Annotated in this window: 13 protein-coding genes; 8 read left to right on the plus strand and 5 right to left on the minus strand. The window is 61.4% G+C overall.

Annotation, left to right across the window (positions count from 1 at the left end; translation table 11 throughout):
- On the minus strand, positions 1-945 hold a 945-nt coding region (locus tag PMI35_RS02380; RefSeq protein ID WP_008065765.1), incomplete at its 3' end, for an aldehyde dehydrogenase family protein.
- 426 nt (positions 946-1371) lie between these two features.
- Between PMI35_RS02380 and PMI35_RS34325 the strand changes: the two genes are divergently transcribed.
- Positions 1372-1569 (plus strand): hypothetical protein, encoded by a 198-nt coding sequence (locus PMI35_RS34325; protein ID WP_081504872.1) that lies wholly within the window; start codon positions 1372-1374, stop codon positions 1567-1569.
- A gap of 121 nt (positions 1570-1690) precedes the next feature.
- On the opposite strand, the gene bamA is transcribed toward PMI35_RS34325, so the two are convergent.
- Positions 1691-4057 (minus strand): outer membrane protein assembly factor BamA, encoded by a 2367-nt coding sequence (gene bamA, locus PMI35_RS02375; protein WP_032832144.1) that lies wholly within the window; start codon positions 4055-4057, stop codon positions 1691-1693.
- A 225-nt stretch (positions 4058-4282) separates the two neighbouring features.
- Here bamA and PMI35_RS02370 point away from each other — a divergent pair, with 225 nt between their 5' ends.
- The 3 genes from PMI35_RS02370 (at position 4283) to PMI35_RS02360 (ending at position 6793) form a co-directional block, all read left to right on the plus strand.
- A complete protein-coding gene (locus PMI35_RS02370) occupies positions 4283-4966 on the plus strand; it encodes a response regulator transcription factor (RefSeq protein WP_008065767.1) in 684 nt (227 codons plus the stop codon).
- Positions 4963-6252: a HAMP domain-containing sensor histidine kinase gene (locus tag PMI35_RS02365; RefSeq protein WP_008065768.1), complete on the plus strand. Its 1290-nt coding sequence runs from the start codon at positions 4963-4965 to the stop codon at positions 6250-6252. Before PMI35_RS02370 ends, PMI35_RS02365 begins: the two co-directional genes overlap by 4 nt.
- Positions 6253-6343: 91 nt before the next feature.
- The gene (locus PMI35_RS02360; RefSeq protein ID WP_008065769.1) at positions 6344-6793 is read left to right on the plus strand and encodes a hypothetical protein; all 450 of its coding nucleotides are present in this window, start codon (positions 6344-6346) and stop codon (positions 6791-6793) included.
- On the opposite strand, the gene PMI35_RS02355 is transcribed toward PMI35_RS02360, so the two are convergent.
- On the minus strand, positions 6771-7466 hold the full coding sequence (locus PMI35_RS02355) for a response regulator (protein ID WP_008065771.1): 696 nt from the start codon (positions 7464-7466) through the stop codon (positions 6771-6773). The genes PMI35_RS02360 and PMI35_RS02355 overlap by 23 nt on opposite strands.
- A gap of 3 nt (positions 7467-7469) precedes the next feature.
- Positions 7470-8888: an ATP-binding protein gene (locus tag PMI35_RS02350; protein ID WP_008065773.1), complete on the minus strand. Its 1419-nt coding sequence runs from the start codon at positions 8886-8888 to the stop codon at positions 7470-7472.
- A 113-nt stretch (positions 8889-9001) separates the two neighbouring features.
- Here PMI35_RS02350 and PMI35_RS02345 point away from each other — a divergent pair, with 113 nt between their 5' ends.
- From PMI35_RS02345 to PMI35_RS02335, 3 genes are read left to right on the plus strand one after another with little or no spacing between them, the layout of a single operon-like run.
- Positions 9002-10198 (plus strand): efflux RND transporter periplasmic adaptor subunit, encoded by a 1197-nt coding sequence (locus tag PMI35_RS02345; protein WP_008065774.1) that lies wholly within the window; start codon positions 9002-9004, stop codon positions 10196-10198.
- 2 nt (positions 10199-10200) lie between these two features.
- A complete protein-coding gene (locus PMI35_RS02340) occupies positions 10201-13347 on the plus strand; it encodes an efflux RND transporter permease subunit (RefSeq protein ID WP_008065776.1) in 3147 nt (1048 codons plus the stop codon).
- The gene (locus PMI35_RS02335; protein WP_008065779.1) at positions 13344-14738 is read left to right on the plus strand and encodes an efflux transporter outer membrane subunit; all 1395 of its coding nucleotides are present in this window, start codon (positions 13344-13346) and stop codon (positions 14736-14738) included. Before PMI35_RS02340 ends, PMI35_RS02335 begins: the two co-directional genes overlap by 4 nt.
- A gap of 97 nt (positions 14739-14835) precedes the next feature.
- On the opposite strand, the gene hisN is transcribed toward PMI35_RS02335, so the two are convergent.
- The gene (gene hisN / locus PMI35_RS02330; protein ID WP_008065780.1) at positions 14836-15627 is read right to left on the minus strand and encodes a histidinol-phosphatase; all 792 of its coding nucleotides are present in this window, start codon (positions 15625-15627) and stop codon (positions 14836-14838) included.
- A gap of 255 nt (positions 15628-15882) precedes the next feature.
- Between hisN and PMI35_RS02325 the strand changes: the two genes are divergently transcribed.
- On the plus strand, positions 15883-17583 hold the full coding sequence (locus tag PMI35_RS02325) for an FAD-dependent monooxygenase (RefSeq protein WP_008065785.1): 1701 nt from the start codon (positions 15883-15885) through the stop codon (positions 17581-17583).
- Positions 17584-17588 lie beyond the last annotated feature (5 nt).

Consider the following 17588-nt stretch of genomic DNA (forward strand, 5'->3'; position numbering starts at 1 on the left):
GGCGGTGGCAGCCGCTAACGCTTCGACTTCCGCCAGCCTGTCCCTGGGAACAATCATTCTTGTCGGGGCGCTGCACGACTGTCCTACGTTGCGAAACGCAGACATCACGCCCAGTGGCACGGCTTTGGCGAAGTCGGCGTCGGGAAGCAGCAGGTTCGGCGACTTGCCTCCCAGTTCTTGAGTGACGCGTTTTACCGTAGGGGCGGCCGCTTGTGCGACCAGCGCGCCAGCCCGGTTTGAGCCAGTGATCGAAATCATATCGATATCGGCATGCGCAGCCATGGCTCCACCGACCTCGGGACCACTACCATTGACCAGGTTGAAAACCCCTTGTGGGAGACCTGCGTCATGCACTATCTGTGCAAAAAGCAGGGCGCTCAGAGGTGACAATTCACTTGGCTTGAGGACCACTGTGCATCCGGCAGCAATAGCCGGTGCGACTTTTGCGGTGATTTGATAAAGCGGCCAGTTCCACGGTGTGATGAGACCGCACACGCCTATGGGTTCGCGTTCAATCGCGGTGCCGCCTTCAACCGTTTGGAAACGATAGGTGGACAGAAGATCCCTTGCGACCCGAACGTGTTCGGCCGCCAGAGGCACTTGCATAGCCCGTGCGAAGCCGATGGCAGCGCCCATTTCCAGAGAGAGGGCCTGCGCAAGAGCTTCTTTTCGCTCAAGGATGAGCTCGTGGATCTTTCCAAGCACAAGCGCACGTTGCGCAGTGGAGGAAGAAGACCAGCCAGGAAGCGCTGCACGCGCCGCAGCTACTGCCCGATCAACGTCCGCGGCAGTCCCGCTTGCTACCTCTGCAACAACGGTTTCACTCGCCGGATTGATCACCGGCAAACTGGCAGGACTTGCTGGAGCAGACCAACGACCGTTGATATAAAACTGCTGTGACCTTTGCGGATCAACGCGGTAGCTATTCGAAGATTGTGTTGTCATCCAGCTAGCTCCTTGGAGCGGTGATAGGCGCTGCAAGCAGCAGAGCCGGGAGGTTGCGACTCAGAGCAGCGCTGTGACGATCCATATATTCCCAGGGCCCTGTTACCTGAATAAGCTAACAAAACACCCCAGGCAAAATATGCCGTTGTTGAAGTCGGCAAGGGAGAATCTGCTGTATCTCACGACAGGACAGGGGCTGTGTTGGTGCGCGGCAAGGTCGAAGAGGATGCGTTCAGTGACCTTGAACTGCATAGCGAGGGACATCTGCAAGCCGTTGCAACGGTGAATCAGGGACATGAAAGCCCGAAACCGCCAGTCGATTGCGAAACCGAATCGAATTGGTCCTCGATGCAGCAAAGGCTTTAGCAGATCGGCATTTGAAACGGGGTGATATGATTTGCCGCATACCAGACAGGGAGTGCGGTAATGACGTTGCTCGAAAAACTACAACTATTGCGTTCACGTTTCACGCCTCGGCAGCGACGCGTTGTCGGTGCTGTACTACTCGGTGCCTGGGCGGTCGGCTTAGTGGTGTGTCCCGGCCAATATCTGCTTGGGCTATCCATACCCGCAGTTATCATTTTCTTCAGCGGCTGGCCTGCTCAGCCTGACAAAAAAGGCTAAGTCGACAACGATCTCATCGCTCGAGTGCTGAAGCCGAGTCAGTATCGAGTATTGAAATCGCAGGGCGTTTCTCCTGTCGTGCGGACATCTGTATTGCCAGAGGCGCAGGGCAAGAATGGAGTCAAAAGGTTTGCCCCATGGAGAACTGGAACACTTGCGTGTCGGCATTCTCGGGCGTTCGAATCGGAAACGCCAGGTTGGCGCTCAAGGGACCCAGCGGGCTGTACCAGGTAACGCCAATACCAACGGAACTGGCCATCTGGTCGAGATCGACACCGTCGCAACCCTGGGTGGTGCTCAGGTAGCACTTGTTGGAATAGACGCTGCCGACGTCCCAGAACACCGAGGTGCGCAGGGATTTGTTGTCTTTGATGAAGGGCATCGGGAACAGGTATTCCAATCCGCCGGTAATGAGAATGTTGCCGCCCAGGGCGTCGGTGTCCCGGTCTGAGTAATACGCCTGCCCGGCACTGGCATAGGTACCGGTGGCCGGGGTGTTGCGCGGGCCAAGGGTGCCGCTTTTAAAGCCGCGCACCGAACCCTCGCCACCGGCGGTGTAGTTTTCATAGAAAGGCAGGCCGTCGGTTAAGCCGTAGCTGTTGCCGTAGCCGAGCTTGGTATGGAAACGCAGCGAGGTGGCTTCGCTGACGGGCAGGAAAGCCTGCCCGGTGTAATCGATCTTGTAGAAGCTCAGGTCACTGCCGGGCACCGTCACCATGAAATTCAGGTTCTGTGAATGCCCGCGGGTGGCCAGTATTCCGCGGTTCAGGGTCGACTCCGACCAGCCGAGGCTGGCCTTGAAGTTGGTGAATTGCTTGCCTTCACGTTCGATAAAGTCGTAGATCTCATCGGCGCTGTAGGTCCCTGGCTCGAGACTGTCATGTTGCGCACTCAGGCCGAAACTCATCCGTGAAGTTTCATTGATGGGGTAGCCGAACGTGGTACCGGCACCATAGCTGTTGATGGCGTAGTACGAAACGCCGTTGTTGTAGTAGTCACTGTAATCGGTCGCGCTGTAGAACACGTTGTAGCCCAGACTCACCCCGTCGGGCGTGAAGTAGGGGTTGGTAAAACCGAAGTTGTACTTGCTTTGGTATTGCGAACGGGTAAGGCCGACGCTGGCATAGTTGCCGGTCCCCAGGAAGTTGCTCTGGGTGATCGAACCACCGAGGATCAGGCCCGCGCTCTGGGCGAAACCGACGCTGGCGGTGATCGAGCCGGACGCCTGTTCTTCAACACCGTAGTTCACGTCCACCTGGTCATCGACACCCGCCACCGCCGGCGTTTCGACGTTGACTGCCTTGAAGAAACCCAAGCGCTCCAGGCGGGTCTTGGACTGGTCGATCAGGTAAGTCGACGCCCAGCCACCTTCCATCTGGCGCATCTCGCGGCGCAATACCTTGTCGTCGGTCTTGGTGTTGCCACGGAAGTTGATGCGGTTGACGTAGGCACGCTTGCCCGGATCGACGGCGAAGGTGATATCAACCGTTTGGTCGTCATCGTGGGGCTGGGGCACGCCGTTGACGTTGGCGAAGGTGTAACCGTCGTTACCCAGGCGACGGGTGATCAGGTCGGACGTGGTGGTCATCAGCTTGCGCGAGAACACCTGGCCTTTCTGCACCAGTAGCAGGGACCTGACCTGCTCTTCGGGGACTTTCAGGTCGCCGCTGAGCTTGATCTCACCAACCCTGTACTTATGGCCTTCGTTGATGTTGACGGTGATGTAGATGTGTTTCTTGTCCGGTGTGATCGACACCTGGGTCGAGGTGATGTCCATGTTGATGTAGCCGCGGTCCAGGTAATAGGAGCGCAGGCGCTCCAGGTCGCCGGAGAGTTTTTCGCGGGCGTACTTGTCGTCGTTCTTGAAGAACGATAGCCAGTTGCTGGTCTTGAGGGTGAACTGATCGGTCAATTGCTCGTCGCTGAAGACGGTATTGCCCACCACGTTGATGTGCTGGATGGTCGCGACAGAGCCTTCATCTATGTTGATTTTCAGGCCCACACGGTTGCGCGGTTGTGCGATGACCTCAGCGTCGACCGATGCCGAGTAGCGGCCCTGGGCGACGTACTGGCGCTGCAGTTCGTTACGCACGCCTTCGAGGGTGGCGCGCTGGAAGATCTCGCCTTCGGCCAGGCCGGATTGCTTGAGGCCCTTCATCAGGTCTTCGGTGGAGATCGCCTTGTTGCCCTCGATCTCGATACTGGCGACCGATGGACGTTCGACCACGCTGATGATCAGGACATCACCGTCACGGCCCAGCTGGATATCCTGGAAGAAACCGGTTTTGAACAGTGCCCGGGTGGACTCCACCAAACGCTGATTGTCTGCGTCATCCCCGACGTTCAACGGCAATGCACCGAACACGCTGCCAGCAGAGACCCGTTGCAGGCCGTTGATGCGAATATCGGAGATTTTGAAGCCTTGGGCGTGCGCAAGTGTGACATTTAGCAAGAGGGCAACCGAGCAGAGCAGACGCGAAAAATTCATCAAGATCTTTTTCCAGGACACATCGACTAGCAGCGTAGGCGGGCGCGGATATCTCAAGACAAGACGAGGTACCGCTGGGCGGGCAGGCTGGTGGAGCGCAAGCATAAAAGCTCGGTGCGTTTGGTGCGGTTAACCAAGTGTCAAGTTAGGTAAAGGTTTGTGTAAGGCCATGACGCTGCTCGGTGCGCGGGCGATAATGGGCCGATACCCACTCAAGAGCTCTCCATGATTTGCGTATTGCTAGTTGACGACGACCAGGAACTGACTGGAATGCTCAGCCAGTACCTGGAGCGTGAAGGCTTCGAGGCGACGGCGGTGCACTCGGGCGAGGAGGGTGAAATTCATGCGCTTTCCGGGCGCTACAGCATCGTGGTGCTGGACGTGATGCTGCCACGCCTGTCGGGCATCGAGGTACTCAGGCGCATTCGGGCTGTCAGCCAGGTGCCGGTGGTGCTGCTGACGGCCCGTGGCGACAACATCGACAAGATCACCGGCCTGGAACTGGGCGCCGATGACTATGTGCCCAAGCCCAGCTCGCCAGGTGAACTGGTGGCGCGGTTGCGTGCGATCATGCGCAGGGTGCAGCCGGCGGATCAGCCCACCGCGGAAGTGATCAGGACCGGCCCGCTGGTGTTGTGGCCCGGCAAGCGACAGGCCCTTTGGCAGGGGAGCGAGCTGGGCGTGACCTCCACCGAATTCAGCTTGCTTGAAGAACTGGCGCGAAACGCCGGGCAGGTCGTGAGCAAACAGGATCTGTCGCTCAATGCGCTGGGCTGTCCCTTGACCCGCTACGACCGGCGCATAGACGTGCACATCAGCAGCATCCGCCAGAAGCTGGGCCCGCGCCCCGACACCAAGGCCTGGATCCAGAGCGTACGTGGCCTCGGCTACCTGTTGATTGCCGAATGATGAAGCCGGGTCGCCTGTTCTGGAAACTGTTCCTGGCGTTCTGGCTGGCTACCAGCCTGACTTTTTTGGTCGGGCTGGGCATTCTGGTGCTGGGAAATTTCGGCCCCGGGGATCCTCATCTGCAGGCGATCCTGGCCAGCGAAAAACAGCTGCTTGAGCAATATGGCGTCGAGTCCGGCCGACAGTTGCTGACGGTGTGGGAGCACCCGGATGACCAGGCGATTGGCGTGTATGACCCCGCAGGTCAACTGCTGGCGGGATCGCCGGTTCCCCATCCGGCCTATGAACGATCGGTCATCAGCAAGGAGGGTGTCGCGCTGTCGCTCAGATCCTCACAGTCTCCCGGCAATGCCGGTGACAGAGGGCCCGGGCGCTCGATCCCGTTGATCATCGGCACGCTGATGAGTGCCCTGTTCAGCGGGTACCTGGCCTACTACCTGGCGTGGCCGCTGGCCTATCTTCGGCGGGCGATGAGCGACGTGGCACAGGGGCGTTTCGAAACCCGGGTCAAGCCGATGATGGGCGGGCGCCGCGATGAAATCGTCGATCTGGCCGAGGACTGCGACCGAATGGCCAATCAGCTGAAACTGCTGGTGCAGGCCCAGCAACACCTGTTGCACGACATCTCTCACGAACTGCGTTCACCCTTGACGCGCATGCAGGCGGCCATCGGGCTGCTACAGCAAGACCCGGCACGCCAGGAAATGGTGGGGCGCATCGAGCGTGAGTCGGTGCGCATGGACACCTTGATCGAGGCATTGCTGACCCTGGCACGCGTGCAGGGCCGCCCCGACAGTATCGAGCGCGAGCCACTCGATATCATTGAACTGCTGGTGGGGATTGTCGAGGACGCTCAATTCGAGGCCGCCATGAAAGGCTGCCGGGTCAGCCTGCAAGCGTGTCCAGCCTTTGTCAGTCGCGTCAGCGGCGAGCTGCTGTACCGGTGTTTCGAAAACGTCATCCGAAACGCCGTGCGCTATACCCGGCCGGGCACGACGGTTGTCGTGTCGGCCGAGGTCAATCCCGACACCCAATGCCTGAGGGTCCGGATTACCGATCAGGGGCCGGGTGTTGTAAGCGAACGGCTGCAGAGCATTTTTCATCCGTTCGAGCGCGGTGTGAACGAAGCGTGTGCCGGTTTCGGACTGGGCCTGGCGATCGCCGCAAGAGCCGTGGAAATGCATGGTGGCACGATCAGCGCGCGTAACGAGCCAGCCGGGGGCCTGACCGTGGAAATCAACCTGCCGGGCCTGGTCTGGTCTTTACACGAAATTACATTGGCTTGACGGCCCTGAACGCATCACCTCAGTAGACTTCCCGCTCAAACTTACTCAGCGTTTGCTGATGTGCTAGTGAAGTCATTGAGCGGAGGTGGTGATGTTTCTGGTTCATAAAAAGGGATTCGTGTCCGGCAAGAAAATGGTCGACGGGCTAGTGCCCTATGACTTTTTTTGCGAAGACAACCCGGCCATCAACCTGTTCGTGTTTACCGGCTCTGCCACGCCGGGCAACGCGGTGGAGGAACAGACGCTCTGGGGCTTTACCCGCCTGGAGCGTTTCGAGGCGTTGAGCAGCACGCTGGTGTCGAACAAAAAAAATGCCGGCTGGTTTCAAAAGGTCAATGTGCTCACCGGGCCGGCCCAGAACGGCACCCAGGGCGTGAAGTTCCAGCGGGTGCTGAAAATCATCAAGCACCTCGGTGTGTCGGATCGCGTCGCCAACAAGGCGCATTACGAGATCCAGACGGACGAAGGCGACACCTACTTCACCCGCCCGCCTGCTGCGTCGGACAGCGCGCAAACCATCATCTATGCGGCGGATCAGTAACGAGCTGAAACCGGTAGCCCACGCCATACAACGACTCGATGGGATTCTCCCCCGGGCAGGCCTGTTCGAGCTTGCGCCGCAGATTGCGAATATGGCTGTCGACCGTGCGATCGGTCACCACTCGATGATCGGAGTAGATCTTGTCGAGCAACTGATCCCGGGAAAACACGCGCCCTGGCGAGCGGGCGAGGGTGCTGAGCAATCGCAGTTCCAGAGGCGTCAGGTCCAGTGCGATACCGTCGAGGACGGCCTTGTACTGCTCTTCATCAATCTGCAGGCGTGATGGCGCAGACGCCAGAAGGTGCGGGCTGCGTCGCAGGATGGCCTTGACCCGGGCGACCACTTCACGCGGGCTGAAAGGTTTGCAGATGTAGTCGTCGGCACCCAGGTCCAGTCCGAGCAGGCGATCCACTTCCTCGACCCGGGCGGTGATCATGATGATAGGCACCGCACTGAAGCTGCGCAGTTCTTTGCACACTTGCAGGCCATCACGTCCGGGCAGCATCAGGTCGAGCAAAATCAGTCGGGGCTCAGCGGCACGCACCACCGGCACCACGTCCAACCCGTTATCCAGACACTGGGTCGGGTAACCGGCAGCGCTCAGGTAGTCGCGCATCAGCGCGGCCAGTTTGGGTTCATCTTCAACGATGAGAATCGGCGTGTCGTTGACCATGGTTCAGGCATTCCGTGGCAGGCGCAGGGTCAGCCAGAGGCCACCCAGGGGCGAGTGATCGGCCGTCAAGCTGCCGCCGTGGGCCAGGGCGATGCTATGACAGATTGCCAAGCCAAGGCCGGCGCCGCCGCTGGCACGATTGCGCGAGGCTTCGCCGCGGTAGAAGCGCTCAAACAGCCGGGGCAATTGTTGCGCTTCAACCCCGGGGCCGGAATCGAGGAACTCGATGCGCACGTCGTCGCCCTCGATTGCGGCGCTGATGCGCAATACGCCGCCCGGGTCGGTATACCGCACAGCGTTCTCCAGCAGGTTGCCAAACAGTTGTTGCAGGCGCTTGGGATCGGCCTCCAACCGCAGCGGTTGCGCCGGCAGGTCCAGCTCCAGGCGCAGCTGCGCAGCGTTGCAGCGTTCCTGAAACATGGCCGCGCTGTTTGCCAGCAAGTCGTTGAGCACGCATTCGCTCTTGCGATAGTTCAGGGCACCGACGTCCGCCAACGACAGCTCGTACAGGTCGTCCACCAGTTTACTGAGCATACCGACTTCACCCTGCAGCGACTTCATGGAGGCTTGATCGAGGGTGCGTACGCCGTCCTCGATGGCCTCCAGTTCACCGCGCAACACGGACAGCGGGGTGCGCAGTTCGTGGGAGACATCGGCCATGAATTCCCGGCGCATCTGTTCGTTGCGCTCCAGCGTGTAGGCAAGCTGGTTGAAGTCGCGCGCCAGTTGGCCCACTTCGTCGCTGGACGACACGGTCACTCGATTGCTGTATTCCCCGGCGGCCAGTCGATGAGTCGCCGCGGCCACCCTTTTGACCGGATCAAGCAGGGTGCGGGCGATCCACCAGGCGATCAGCATCGCCAACATTAACGAGAGCACACCCATCCCCAGGCTGGCCCGCAGTTGATACTGCTGAAACCGTTCGCCGCCTGCTTCCGTTACGCTCTGGAAGGGGGTTACGGCCAGCCAGCCGACGGTTTTGCCGGCCACTTCGATCGGGCGCAGCAGGGCGTCATCACCGATCGCGGGGTAGCCGGTCACGCGTTTTTTTTGCTGATCCAGCAGGGCAATGCGGAACAATGCGCCCGTCAGATCGGAGGATGAAGGAATCCTCAGTTCGTGGAACACCTCTTCGTCCCTGGGCTCCGGCCGCATGATGTCGAACCAGCGATCGGGCTGGTGCCGCAGGAATTCCCAACTGCCCTCGCGCTCGTAGGCACTGGCCAAGCGAGGCAGGACCGGGGCCATGCGCTCCAGGGCCTGTTCATTGAGGTAGCCGAGAAAACCACGGCCAAAGCTCCAGCTTGTGGCCAGGCCCATGCTCAGGATGACGAACAGCACGCTGGCCAGTACGGCTACAAACAGCTTGGTGGAGATGCTCAGTTTCATGGGCTCGGGCAGGTCGGTGGATGGCCCGGTCATTTAGGCCCTGACGCGACGAAGATTCAAGCTCGGCGGGCAATCTTCAATTTTCCTGCACATTTGCCTCGCAGTATGGCGCATGGCTCAAGCCACCCCGTCTTGCAGAGGCAGATATGTCGACCAAACTTTTCGCCAAATCCCTGGTAACCGCCGCCGTTGTCCTTTCCCTGATCATTTTGTTCGTGCTGAGCGGTTGCTCGGCCGGCGACGCCACGCCGGTCGCAGTCGTGCCCAAGGTGTCGGTGATGGTCGTGCAACCTCAGAGCCAGGCGCTGACGACTGAGCTGGCCGGGCGCACCCAAGCGTTCACGGTCGCCGAGATCCGTCCTCAGGTCGGCGGTATCGTCCAGCAGCGCTTGTTTGTCGAAGGCGCCGACGTCAAGGCCGGGCAGGCGCTGTATCAATTGGATGCGGCGCCATACAAAGCCGCATTGGCTGAAGCCCAGGCGAGCGTGGCAAAAGCGCGCGCCACGCTGAAATCCGCCCAGGCCACCGCCAGGCGTAATGCCCAACTGGCGAAGATCGATGCCATCAGTCAGCAAGACAACGAGGATGCCCAGGCCAGCCTGCTGACCGCCCAGGCGGAACTGCAAGTGGCACAGGCCGGAGCGGATACCGCGCGCATCAACCTGGCGTACACCCGCATCAGTTCGCCCGTCGGCGGGCGCATCGAAACGTCGACCGTCACCCCTGGCGCACTGGTCGTGGCCAATCAGGACAGCGCGCTGACCACCGTGCAGCAGTTGGACCCGATCTACGTGGATGTCACGCAATCGACCAGCGAACTGTTGCGTCTCAAGCGCGATCTGGCCAGCGGTGCGTTGCAAGGCAACGCTGAGGGCGAAGCGCGGATCAGCCTGAAGCTTGACGATGGCAGCACCTACAACCACGAAGGCCGCTTGAAATTCAGCGGGGTCAGCGTCAACCAGGGCACCGGCACCGTGACCCTGCGTGCCGAGTTCGACAATCCGGAGCATCTGTTGCTGCCGGGCATGTATGTGCGGGCGGTACTGGAGCAGGCCTGGAATGACCAGGCGATCCTGATTCCGCAGCAGGCCGTGAGCCGCGACGCCAGCGGTGTGACCTCGGTGTTGCTGGTGGTCAACGGCAAGGTGGAGCAGCGCGTACTGACCATCGATCGTGCCGTCGGTAATCAATGGTGGGTCACCGCCGGCCTCAAGGCAGGTGAGCAGGTGATCGTCGAAGGAGGGCAGAAAGTCCGGGTAGGCGCCGAGGTGTTGGCGCAGAACACCGGCACCCGTGGGCGGGCACTGCAAGCCGCCCCGACGGCCATTGCGCAGGAGGGTTGATCATGGCGCGCTTCTTCATTGATCGACCGATTTTTGCCTGGGTTATCGCCATCGTCATCATGCTCGCCGGGGCGTTGTCCATCAGCCGCTTACCGCTGGAGCAATACCCGGATATCGCGCCACCGACGGTGCGGATTTCCGCGACTTACACCGGTGCGTCGGCCAAGACCGTGGAGGATTCGGTGACCCAGGTGATCGAGCAGCAGATGACGGGGCTGGACAACCTGACCTACATGTCGGCCTCCAGCAGCTCGGCAGGCAGTGCCGAAATCAACCTGACGTTTGACGCCGGCACCGATCCTGACGTCGCGCAGATGCAGGTGCAGAACAAGCTGCAGCAAGTCGAGTCGAGACTGCCGCAGTCTGTGCAAAGTGAAGGCCTGACGGTCACCAAGGGTGGCTCGGATTTCCTGATGATTGCCGCGCTGGCCTCCGATAACGAATCCGTGACTGGCACCCAGATCGGCGATTACATCTCCAGCACCTTGCTCGATTCCATCAGCCGCATCGACGGTGTAGGCGATGTGCAGACGCTGGGTTCGGGATATGCCATGCGCATATGGCTGGACCCGTCCCTGCTGGAAAAATACGCACTGATGCCCTCCGATATCAGCGCCGCCCTCGAGGCGCAAAACACTGAAGTGTCCGCCGGTCAACTCGGCGCCTTGCCAGCGGTGAAGGGGCAGCAGTTGAATGCCACGATCAGTGCTCGCAGCAAACTGCAAACCGCCGAAGAGTTTCGCAACGTCGTGGTCAAGTCCTCAAGTGACGGTGCCGTGGTGTTGCTGGGGGATGTCGCGCAGGTCGAGCTTGGCAGTGAAAGCTATGACGTGAATTCCGCGCTCAATGGCAAGCCCGCTGCCGCCATGGGCGTGCAGTTGGCCGCGGGCGCCAATGCCCTGAGCGTCGGTGAGGCGGTGAAGGCCAAGCTCAAGGAACTGGAGCCGTTCTACCCGACGCAAATGCAGCTGAAAAACGTCATTGCCTATGACACGACGCCCTTTGTCAGCCTGTCCATCGAGGAGGTGGTCAAATCCCTGGGCGAAGCCATTGTCCTGGTGGTGTTGATCATGTTCCTGTTCCTGCAGAACCTGCGCGCCACCCTGATCCCTGCGATCACGGTGCCGGTGGTGCTGTTGGGCACGTTCGGCGTGTTGGCGCTGTTGGGTTATTCGATCAACACGCTGACCATGTTCGCCATGGTCCTGGCCATCGGCCTGTTGGTGGACGACGCGATCGTGGTGGTGGAGAACGTCGAGCGGGTCATGGGCGAGCAGGGGCTTGGTGCCCTGGCCGCCACGCGCCAATCGATGGATGAAATCACCAGCGCCCTGATCGGCATCGCCCTGGTGCTGAGCGCCGTGTTCATTCCCATGGCGTTTTTTGGTGGCTCCACGGGGATTATCTACCGGCAGTTCTCGGTGACCATCGTTTCCGCCATGGTGCTCTCGGTGTTGGTGGCGATGACGCTGACGCCGGCCTTGTGCGCGACCTTGCTCAAGCCCGCCGACGCCCAGGGCCATGGTGCCCAAGGCGGTTTTTTCGCCTGGTTCAATCGCACCTTCGAACGCAGCGCTGAGGCCTATCGAGGTCTGGTGGGTGGTATTTTGCAGCGCGGGCGCCGCAGCCTGCTGGTGTATGGGCTGGTGGTGTTGGCCATGGCGGCGGGGTACGCCAGCCTGCCGACCTCGTTCGTGCCGGACGAAGACCAGGGCATTCTCATGGCTCAGGTGCAACTGCCGGTAGGCGCCACCGACAGTCGCACTCAAGCGGTGATGCAGCAGTTCGAGCGCTACATGCTCGAACAACCTGAAGTTGAGGCGCTGATCAGCATCACCGGCCTGGGCATGGGCGGCAACAGCCAGAACACCGCACGTGCCTTTGTCCGGCTCAAGGACTGGAGCGAGCGGTCGGGGGCCGGGCAGGATTCGGCGTCCATCGCCCGGCGCGCGACCCAGGCGCTGGCGGGCATTGGCGATGCCAACGTATTTGTCATGCAGCCGCCGGCCGTGCGCGGCCTGGGGCAGAGTTCCGGTTTCGACCTGCAACTCAAGGATCTTGGCGGCCTGGGGCACGACGCCCTGGTAGCGGCTCGCGAGCAGTTCATCGACCTGGCGAAAAAAGACCCGCGACTGCAGGGTGTGCGCAGTAACGGTCTGGACGACACACCTCAGCTCAAGGTCCATATCGATGATCGCAAGGCCGGCGCCCTGAGCCTGAGCACCAGTGATATCAACGCCACCTTGTCGACGGCCCTGGGCGGCAGCTACGTCAACGACTTCCTCAACCAGGGGCGGGTCAAGAAGGTTTATGTCCAGGGCCAGGCGTCAGCGCGCATGCAGGCCGCGGACCTGGATCATTGGTTCGTGCGCAACAGCAACGATGAGATGGTGCCGTTTTCCTCCTTCGCCAGCAGCTCGTGGAGTTATGGCTCGCCGTTGCTGGAGCGCTATAACGGCAGCGCTTCCCTGGAGGTTGTTGGCGATCCGGCGCCGGGCGTGAGTTCCGGCGCGGCGATGGACGCGGTGGAGGCGATCATCGGGCAATTGCCCGAAGGCATCGGTTATGAGTGGACCGGGCAGTCGTATCAACTGCGCCTGTCCGGTTCCCAGGCACCGCTGCTGTACGGGATTTCGGTGCTGTTCGTGTTTCTGTGCCTGGCCGCCCTTTACGAGAGTTGGTCGGTGCCGTTCTCGGTGATGCTGGTGGTGCCCTTGGGTGTGGTGGGCGCGGTGTTGGCGACACGGTTCACGGGCTTGAGCAATGACGTGTACTTCCAGGTGGGACTGTTGACCACCGTGGGGCTGGCGGCCAAGAACGCGATTCTGATCGTCGAATTCGCCAAGCATCTGCAAGAGCAGGGCAACAGCCTACGGGAGGCGACGTTGATTGCCGTGCGCCAACGATTACGGCCCATTCTCATGACATCCCTGGCCTTCATGTTCGGCGTGCTGCCACTGGCATTGAGTTCCGGCGCCGGTTCCGCCGGACGCCAAGCCATTGGTACCGGCGTGCTGGGCGGCATGTTCAGCGCCACGGTACTGGGGATCTTCTTCGTACCGCTGTTCTTCGTGTTGATCCGCCGCCGTTTCGGCCGCGTTTCCACGGTTTCGACCTCCGTCCAATCCGCCCAGGCAGGTGACGCATGATCAAGTTTCACTGGCCGCTGCTGGCCGTTCTCGCGCTCGGCGGCTGCGTCAATCTGGCGCCTCGGTATGAGCGCCCTGAAGCGCCTGTCGCCGAGCAATGGCTGCCGGTTGCCAGCACCCCCAAGGGCCAGGTGGCCGCCGACATCGAGTGGCAGCAGTTCTTCACCGACAGCCGTCTGGCGCGCTTGCAGTCCCTGGCGCTGGCCAACAATCGCGACTTGCGCCTGGCCAGTCTGAACATCGAAAAGGCCCAAGCGCAGTACCGCATCCAGCGAGCCGCAGCCTGGCCCTCTATCGATGCGGGCGTCAGCGGCACTCACAGCCGTACACCGGGTTCCTTGTCCAGCAGCGGCACGGCGGCCAGCAGTCATGACTACAGCGCGCAACTGGGGCTGAGCAGTTATGAGGTGGATGTGTTCGGGCGGGTACAGAACCTTCAGGACGAAGCGCTGGAAGCCTATCTGGCGCTGACCGAAACCCGGCGCAGCACACAGATCAGCCTGGTGGCCGAAGTGGCCACGGCGTGGCTGACCCTGGCGGCGGACAACGAACTGTTGCAGCTGGCCGAGGAGACGTTGCGCAGTCAGCAGGCGACCTACGAGTTGACCCAGCGCAGCCACGCGTTGGGCGGCTCTTCCGGCCTGGCCCTGGCGCAGGCGCAAACCACCGTGGAGTCGGCACGGGGCGACGTGGCGGTCTTTGCAAGCCAGATTCTCCAGGACCGCAATGCCTTGCGCCTGCTGGTCGGCAGCGACATTCCCGAGGATCTGCTACCCGGCACGCGCCTGCAATCAGCCGCGCTGTTGGTTGAGGTACCGGCTGAGCTGCCATCCAGCCTGTTGCAGCGCCGTCCGGATGTGCTGGCGGTCGAACACACGCTCAAGTCGGCCAATATCGACATTGGTGCGGCCCGCGCGGCATTCTTTCCCAGCATCAGCCTGACGGCGAATGCCGGTTCCGCGAGTTCGGCCTTGTCCGGTCTGTTCAAGTCCGGCAGCGGCGCGTGGACGTTTGCCCCGAGCGTCAGCCTGCCGATCTTCGATGCCGGCAGTAACCGCGCGACACTGGACGCGGCCAAGGTCGAACACGAGATTCAGGTACAAACCTACCAGCAAACCCTGCAGACGGCGTTCAAGGAGGTGGCGGATGCCTTGGCGGTGCGCAGCACCCTGGATCAACGCCTGGCGGCCCAGCAAGCGCTGACCGACGCCAGCCGCAAAAGCTTCGAACTGGCCGACGCGCTTTACCGCGGCGGCTCGCAAAGTTACCTCGAAGCCCTGGATGCCCAGCGTTCGCTCTACAGCGCGCAGCAGGACCTGATCACCCTGCGTCTGGCCGAGCAAAGCAACCGGGTGAACTTGTACAAGGTGTTGGGTGGCGGCTGGAATTAACGGCATCGACCGCGCCAACAAAACCCGCGGATCAGTTTTACATGCCTTTCAGCCCCTCGCCGTACCCTGAACAGGTGACGCAAGGGGCATCCCTCAGTTACCCGGCGTGGCGCAACAATTCGATCAATTGCGCATGCAGGGCGCGATCGCCGCAGGCCACCACGGCACCGCCATTGTGGGCGGGCCCGCCGTCCCAGGAGGTCATCACGCCACCCGCACCTTCGATGATCGGGATCAGCGCCTGTACGTCGTAAGGTTGCAAGCTGGCTTCGACGATCACATCCACGAACCCCGAGGCCAGCATGCAGTAGGCATAACAATCGCCGCCGTAACGCAGCAGTTGCGCCTGAGACGCCACGACCTCGAAAGCCTTGCGCTGCTCAGGAATATCGAACATGTCGGGCGTGGTGCACATCAACCTGGCCGAGGAGAGTCCGGTGCAAGGTCGGGTCTTGAGCGGTGTGCCATTGCGCCATGCGCCCTCCGGCGTGCCGATGTAGCGCTCCCCCGTGAAGGGCTGGTTCATCACCCCCAGCACCGGGCGTTGGCCATCGTTGAGGGCAATCAGTGTTCCCCACAGCGGCAAGCCGGTGATGAAGGCGCGAGTGCCGTCGATGGGGTCCAGCACCCAGGTCAGTTCGCTGCTGCCAAGGGTGGCCGCTTCTTCTTCGCCGAGAATGCCGTGGGTGGGGTAATGGCTGCGGATCAACTCGCGCATGGCCCGCTCGGCGGCCTTGTCGGCGACAGTCACCGGGTCGAACCGCCGACCGCCCTTGTCCTCGACTTCCAGCGATGCGCGGAAATAGGGGGCAATGGCCAACGCGGCGGCATCGGCCAGTTGTTCGGCAAAGGCTTGATACTCAGCGAGTTGATCTACGGTCAGGGGCATCGAATGTCACCTCCATTGGTGGGAATGGTTGGGATCATATCCGATGCGCGGCGCGCTCAATCACTCGAGTGACGCATGGGCGGCAGATTTCACTGCTCGATTCGACCGCGGGGGCGCGAAGTGTTGGCCACAATGGGCCCTGGCGAAAAGTTGTCTCCTCAAGGGGACATGTCTTTGGCGCCACACCCCTTAAAGTCCTCTGCAATTGCGAACCGGCTCACGCCAATAAACATAAAAACCCGGAGATGCATTGCGATGCACACACCACTCGCCGAGCCTCGCCGCTCAATATATTTCGATTACCAGGTTTTCCCTGCCCACACCGCCAGCGTAAATGCCGACGGGGTCGAACGCCGCCCCGTGGTCATTGTCGGTGCCGGGCCCATCGGCCTGACCACGGCCCTGGACCTGGCGCGATACGGCATCCCGTCGATCGTGCTGGAGTCTGAGCGTCAGGTCAGCGAAGGCAGCCGCGCCATTGTGTTCACTCGCCGTTCCCTGGAAATCCTGCAGCAGGTCGGTGTCGCCGATCGTGTCACGGCAGCGGGATTGGGCTGGCGCTTCGGAAACTCGTTCTACCGCAACCAGCGGGTGTTTCGCATGGAGGCGCCACAGGATCCGGACGACCGCTTCCCACCGATGACCAACCTGCAACAGCCTTGCCTGGAGCAGTTTCTGGTCGACGCCTGTCAAGCCAACCCTCTGATCGAATTGCGCTGGGGCAACAAGGTCAATGCGCTGCTTCAGGCCGAGGGCTACGCGACCCTGGACATCGATACGCCGGCCGGTGAATACGTACTGGAAGCCAACTGGGTGATTGCCGCCGATGGTGCGCGCTCGGCCATTCGCAGTCTGCTCGGCCTGCAACTCGAAGGGGCGTCCTATGAAGGGCGCTTCGTGATTGCCGATATCAAGATCGACCTCGATCTGCCCACCGAACGCCTGGCCTATTTCGACCCGCACTGGAACCCCGGCAATACCGTGCTCATGCACCGCGAGCCGGGCAATATCTGGCGCATCGACTATCAGTTGCCGCGCGACGAAACGCCGGAGCAGGCCTTGTCCGCCGACTCCCTGCGTGAGCGCATCAATGCACAGCTGGGCATCGTCGGGGTGCAAGACCCGCAATGGGAAATGGACTGGTGCTCGGTGTATTCGGCGCGGGCCCTGACCCTGCCCGAGTACATCCATGATCGCGTGATCTTCACCGGCGATGCAGCGCACCTGCTGCCCATCTTTGGTGTTCGCGGTGCCAACACCGGTTTCCAGGACTGCCACGACCTGGGCTGGAAACTGGCACTGACCATCAAGGGCGTGGCTGGCCCAGGCCTGCTCGCTTCCTATAGCGCGGAGCGGGTAGGGGCCGCGCGCGAGATCATCGCCGAAGCAGGGAAAAGCACGCGTTTCATGACCCCGCCAACCCCGGGCCATTGCCTCGTCCGGGACGCGGTGCTGTCACTGTCGCTGACGCAGGAATTCGTCCGCCCGCTGTATCACTGGCGTACCTCGCGGCCCCATGACTACGTTGATTCGGCGCTCAACTGCAAGGTCGACGACAACGACCGCTACACAGGCGGTCCCCACCAGGGCGCACCGCTGTTGAATATTCGGCTCGGTGATGACCAGTTCCTGTTCGACAGGCTGGGCGCGTCGTTCTACCTGTTGTACTTCACCGATGCCACTGAGATACCGAGCGATATCCAGGCCCAGGCGCAATCGCTGCGCGAGCAAGGTGTACCGCTGCAAATACTGGCCGTTGCCGGCAATCGGCAAACCGGGATCCGTGGGGCGGACGGGCTGATCGACGATCACAGCGCGCACCTGCGCAACAAATATGGCGCGATGGCGGGCAGTGCGTATCTGGTGCGTCCGGATCAACACGTTTGCGCCCGCTGGCATCAACTCAACGGCCAGGCCCTGCGCGAGGCAATTGAAACGGCCTTGGGCAATGAGTGAGGACA

Source organism: Pseudomonas sp. GM78, from assembly GCF_000282475.1.
Taxonomy (GTDB): domain Bacteria; phylum Pseudomonadota; class Gammaproteobacteria; order Pseudomonadales; family Pseudomonadaceae; genus Aquipseudomonas.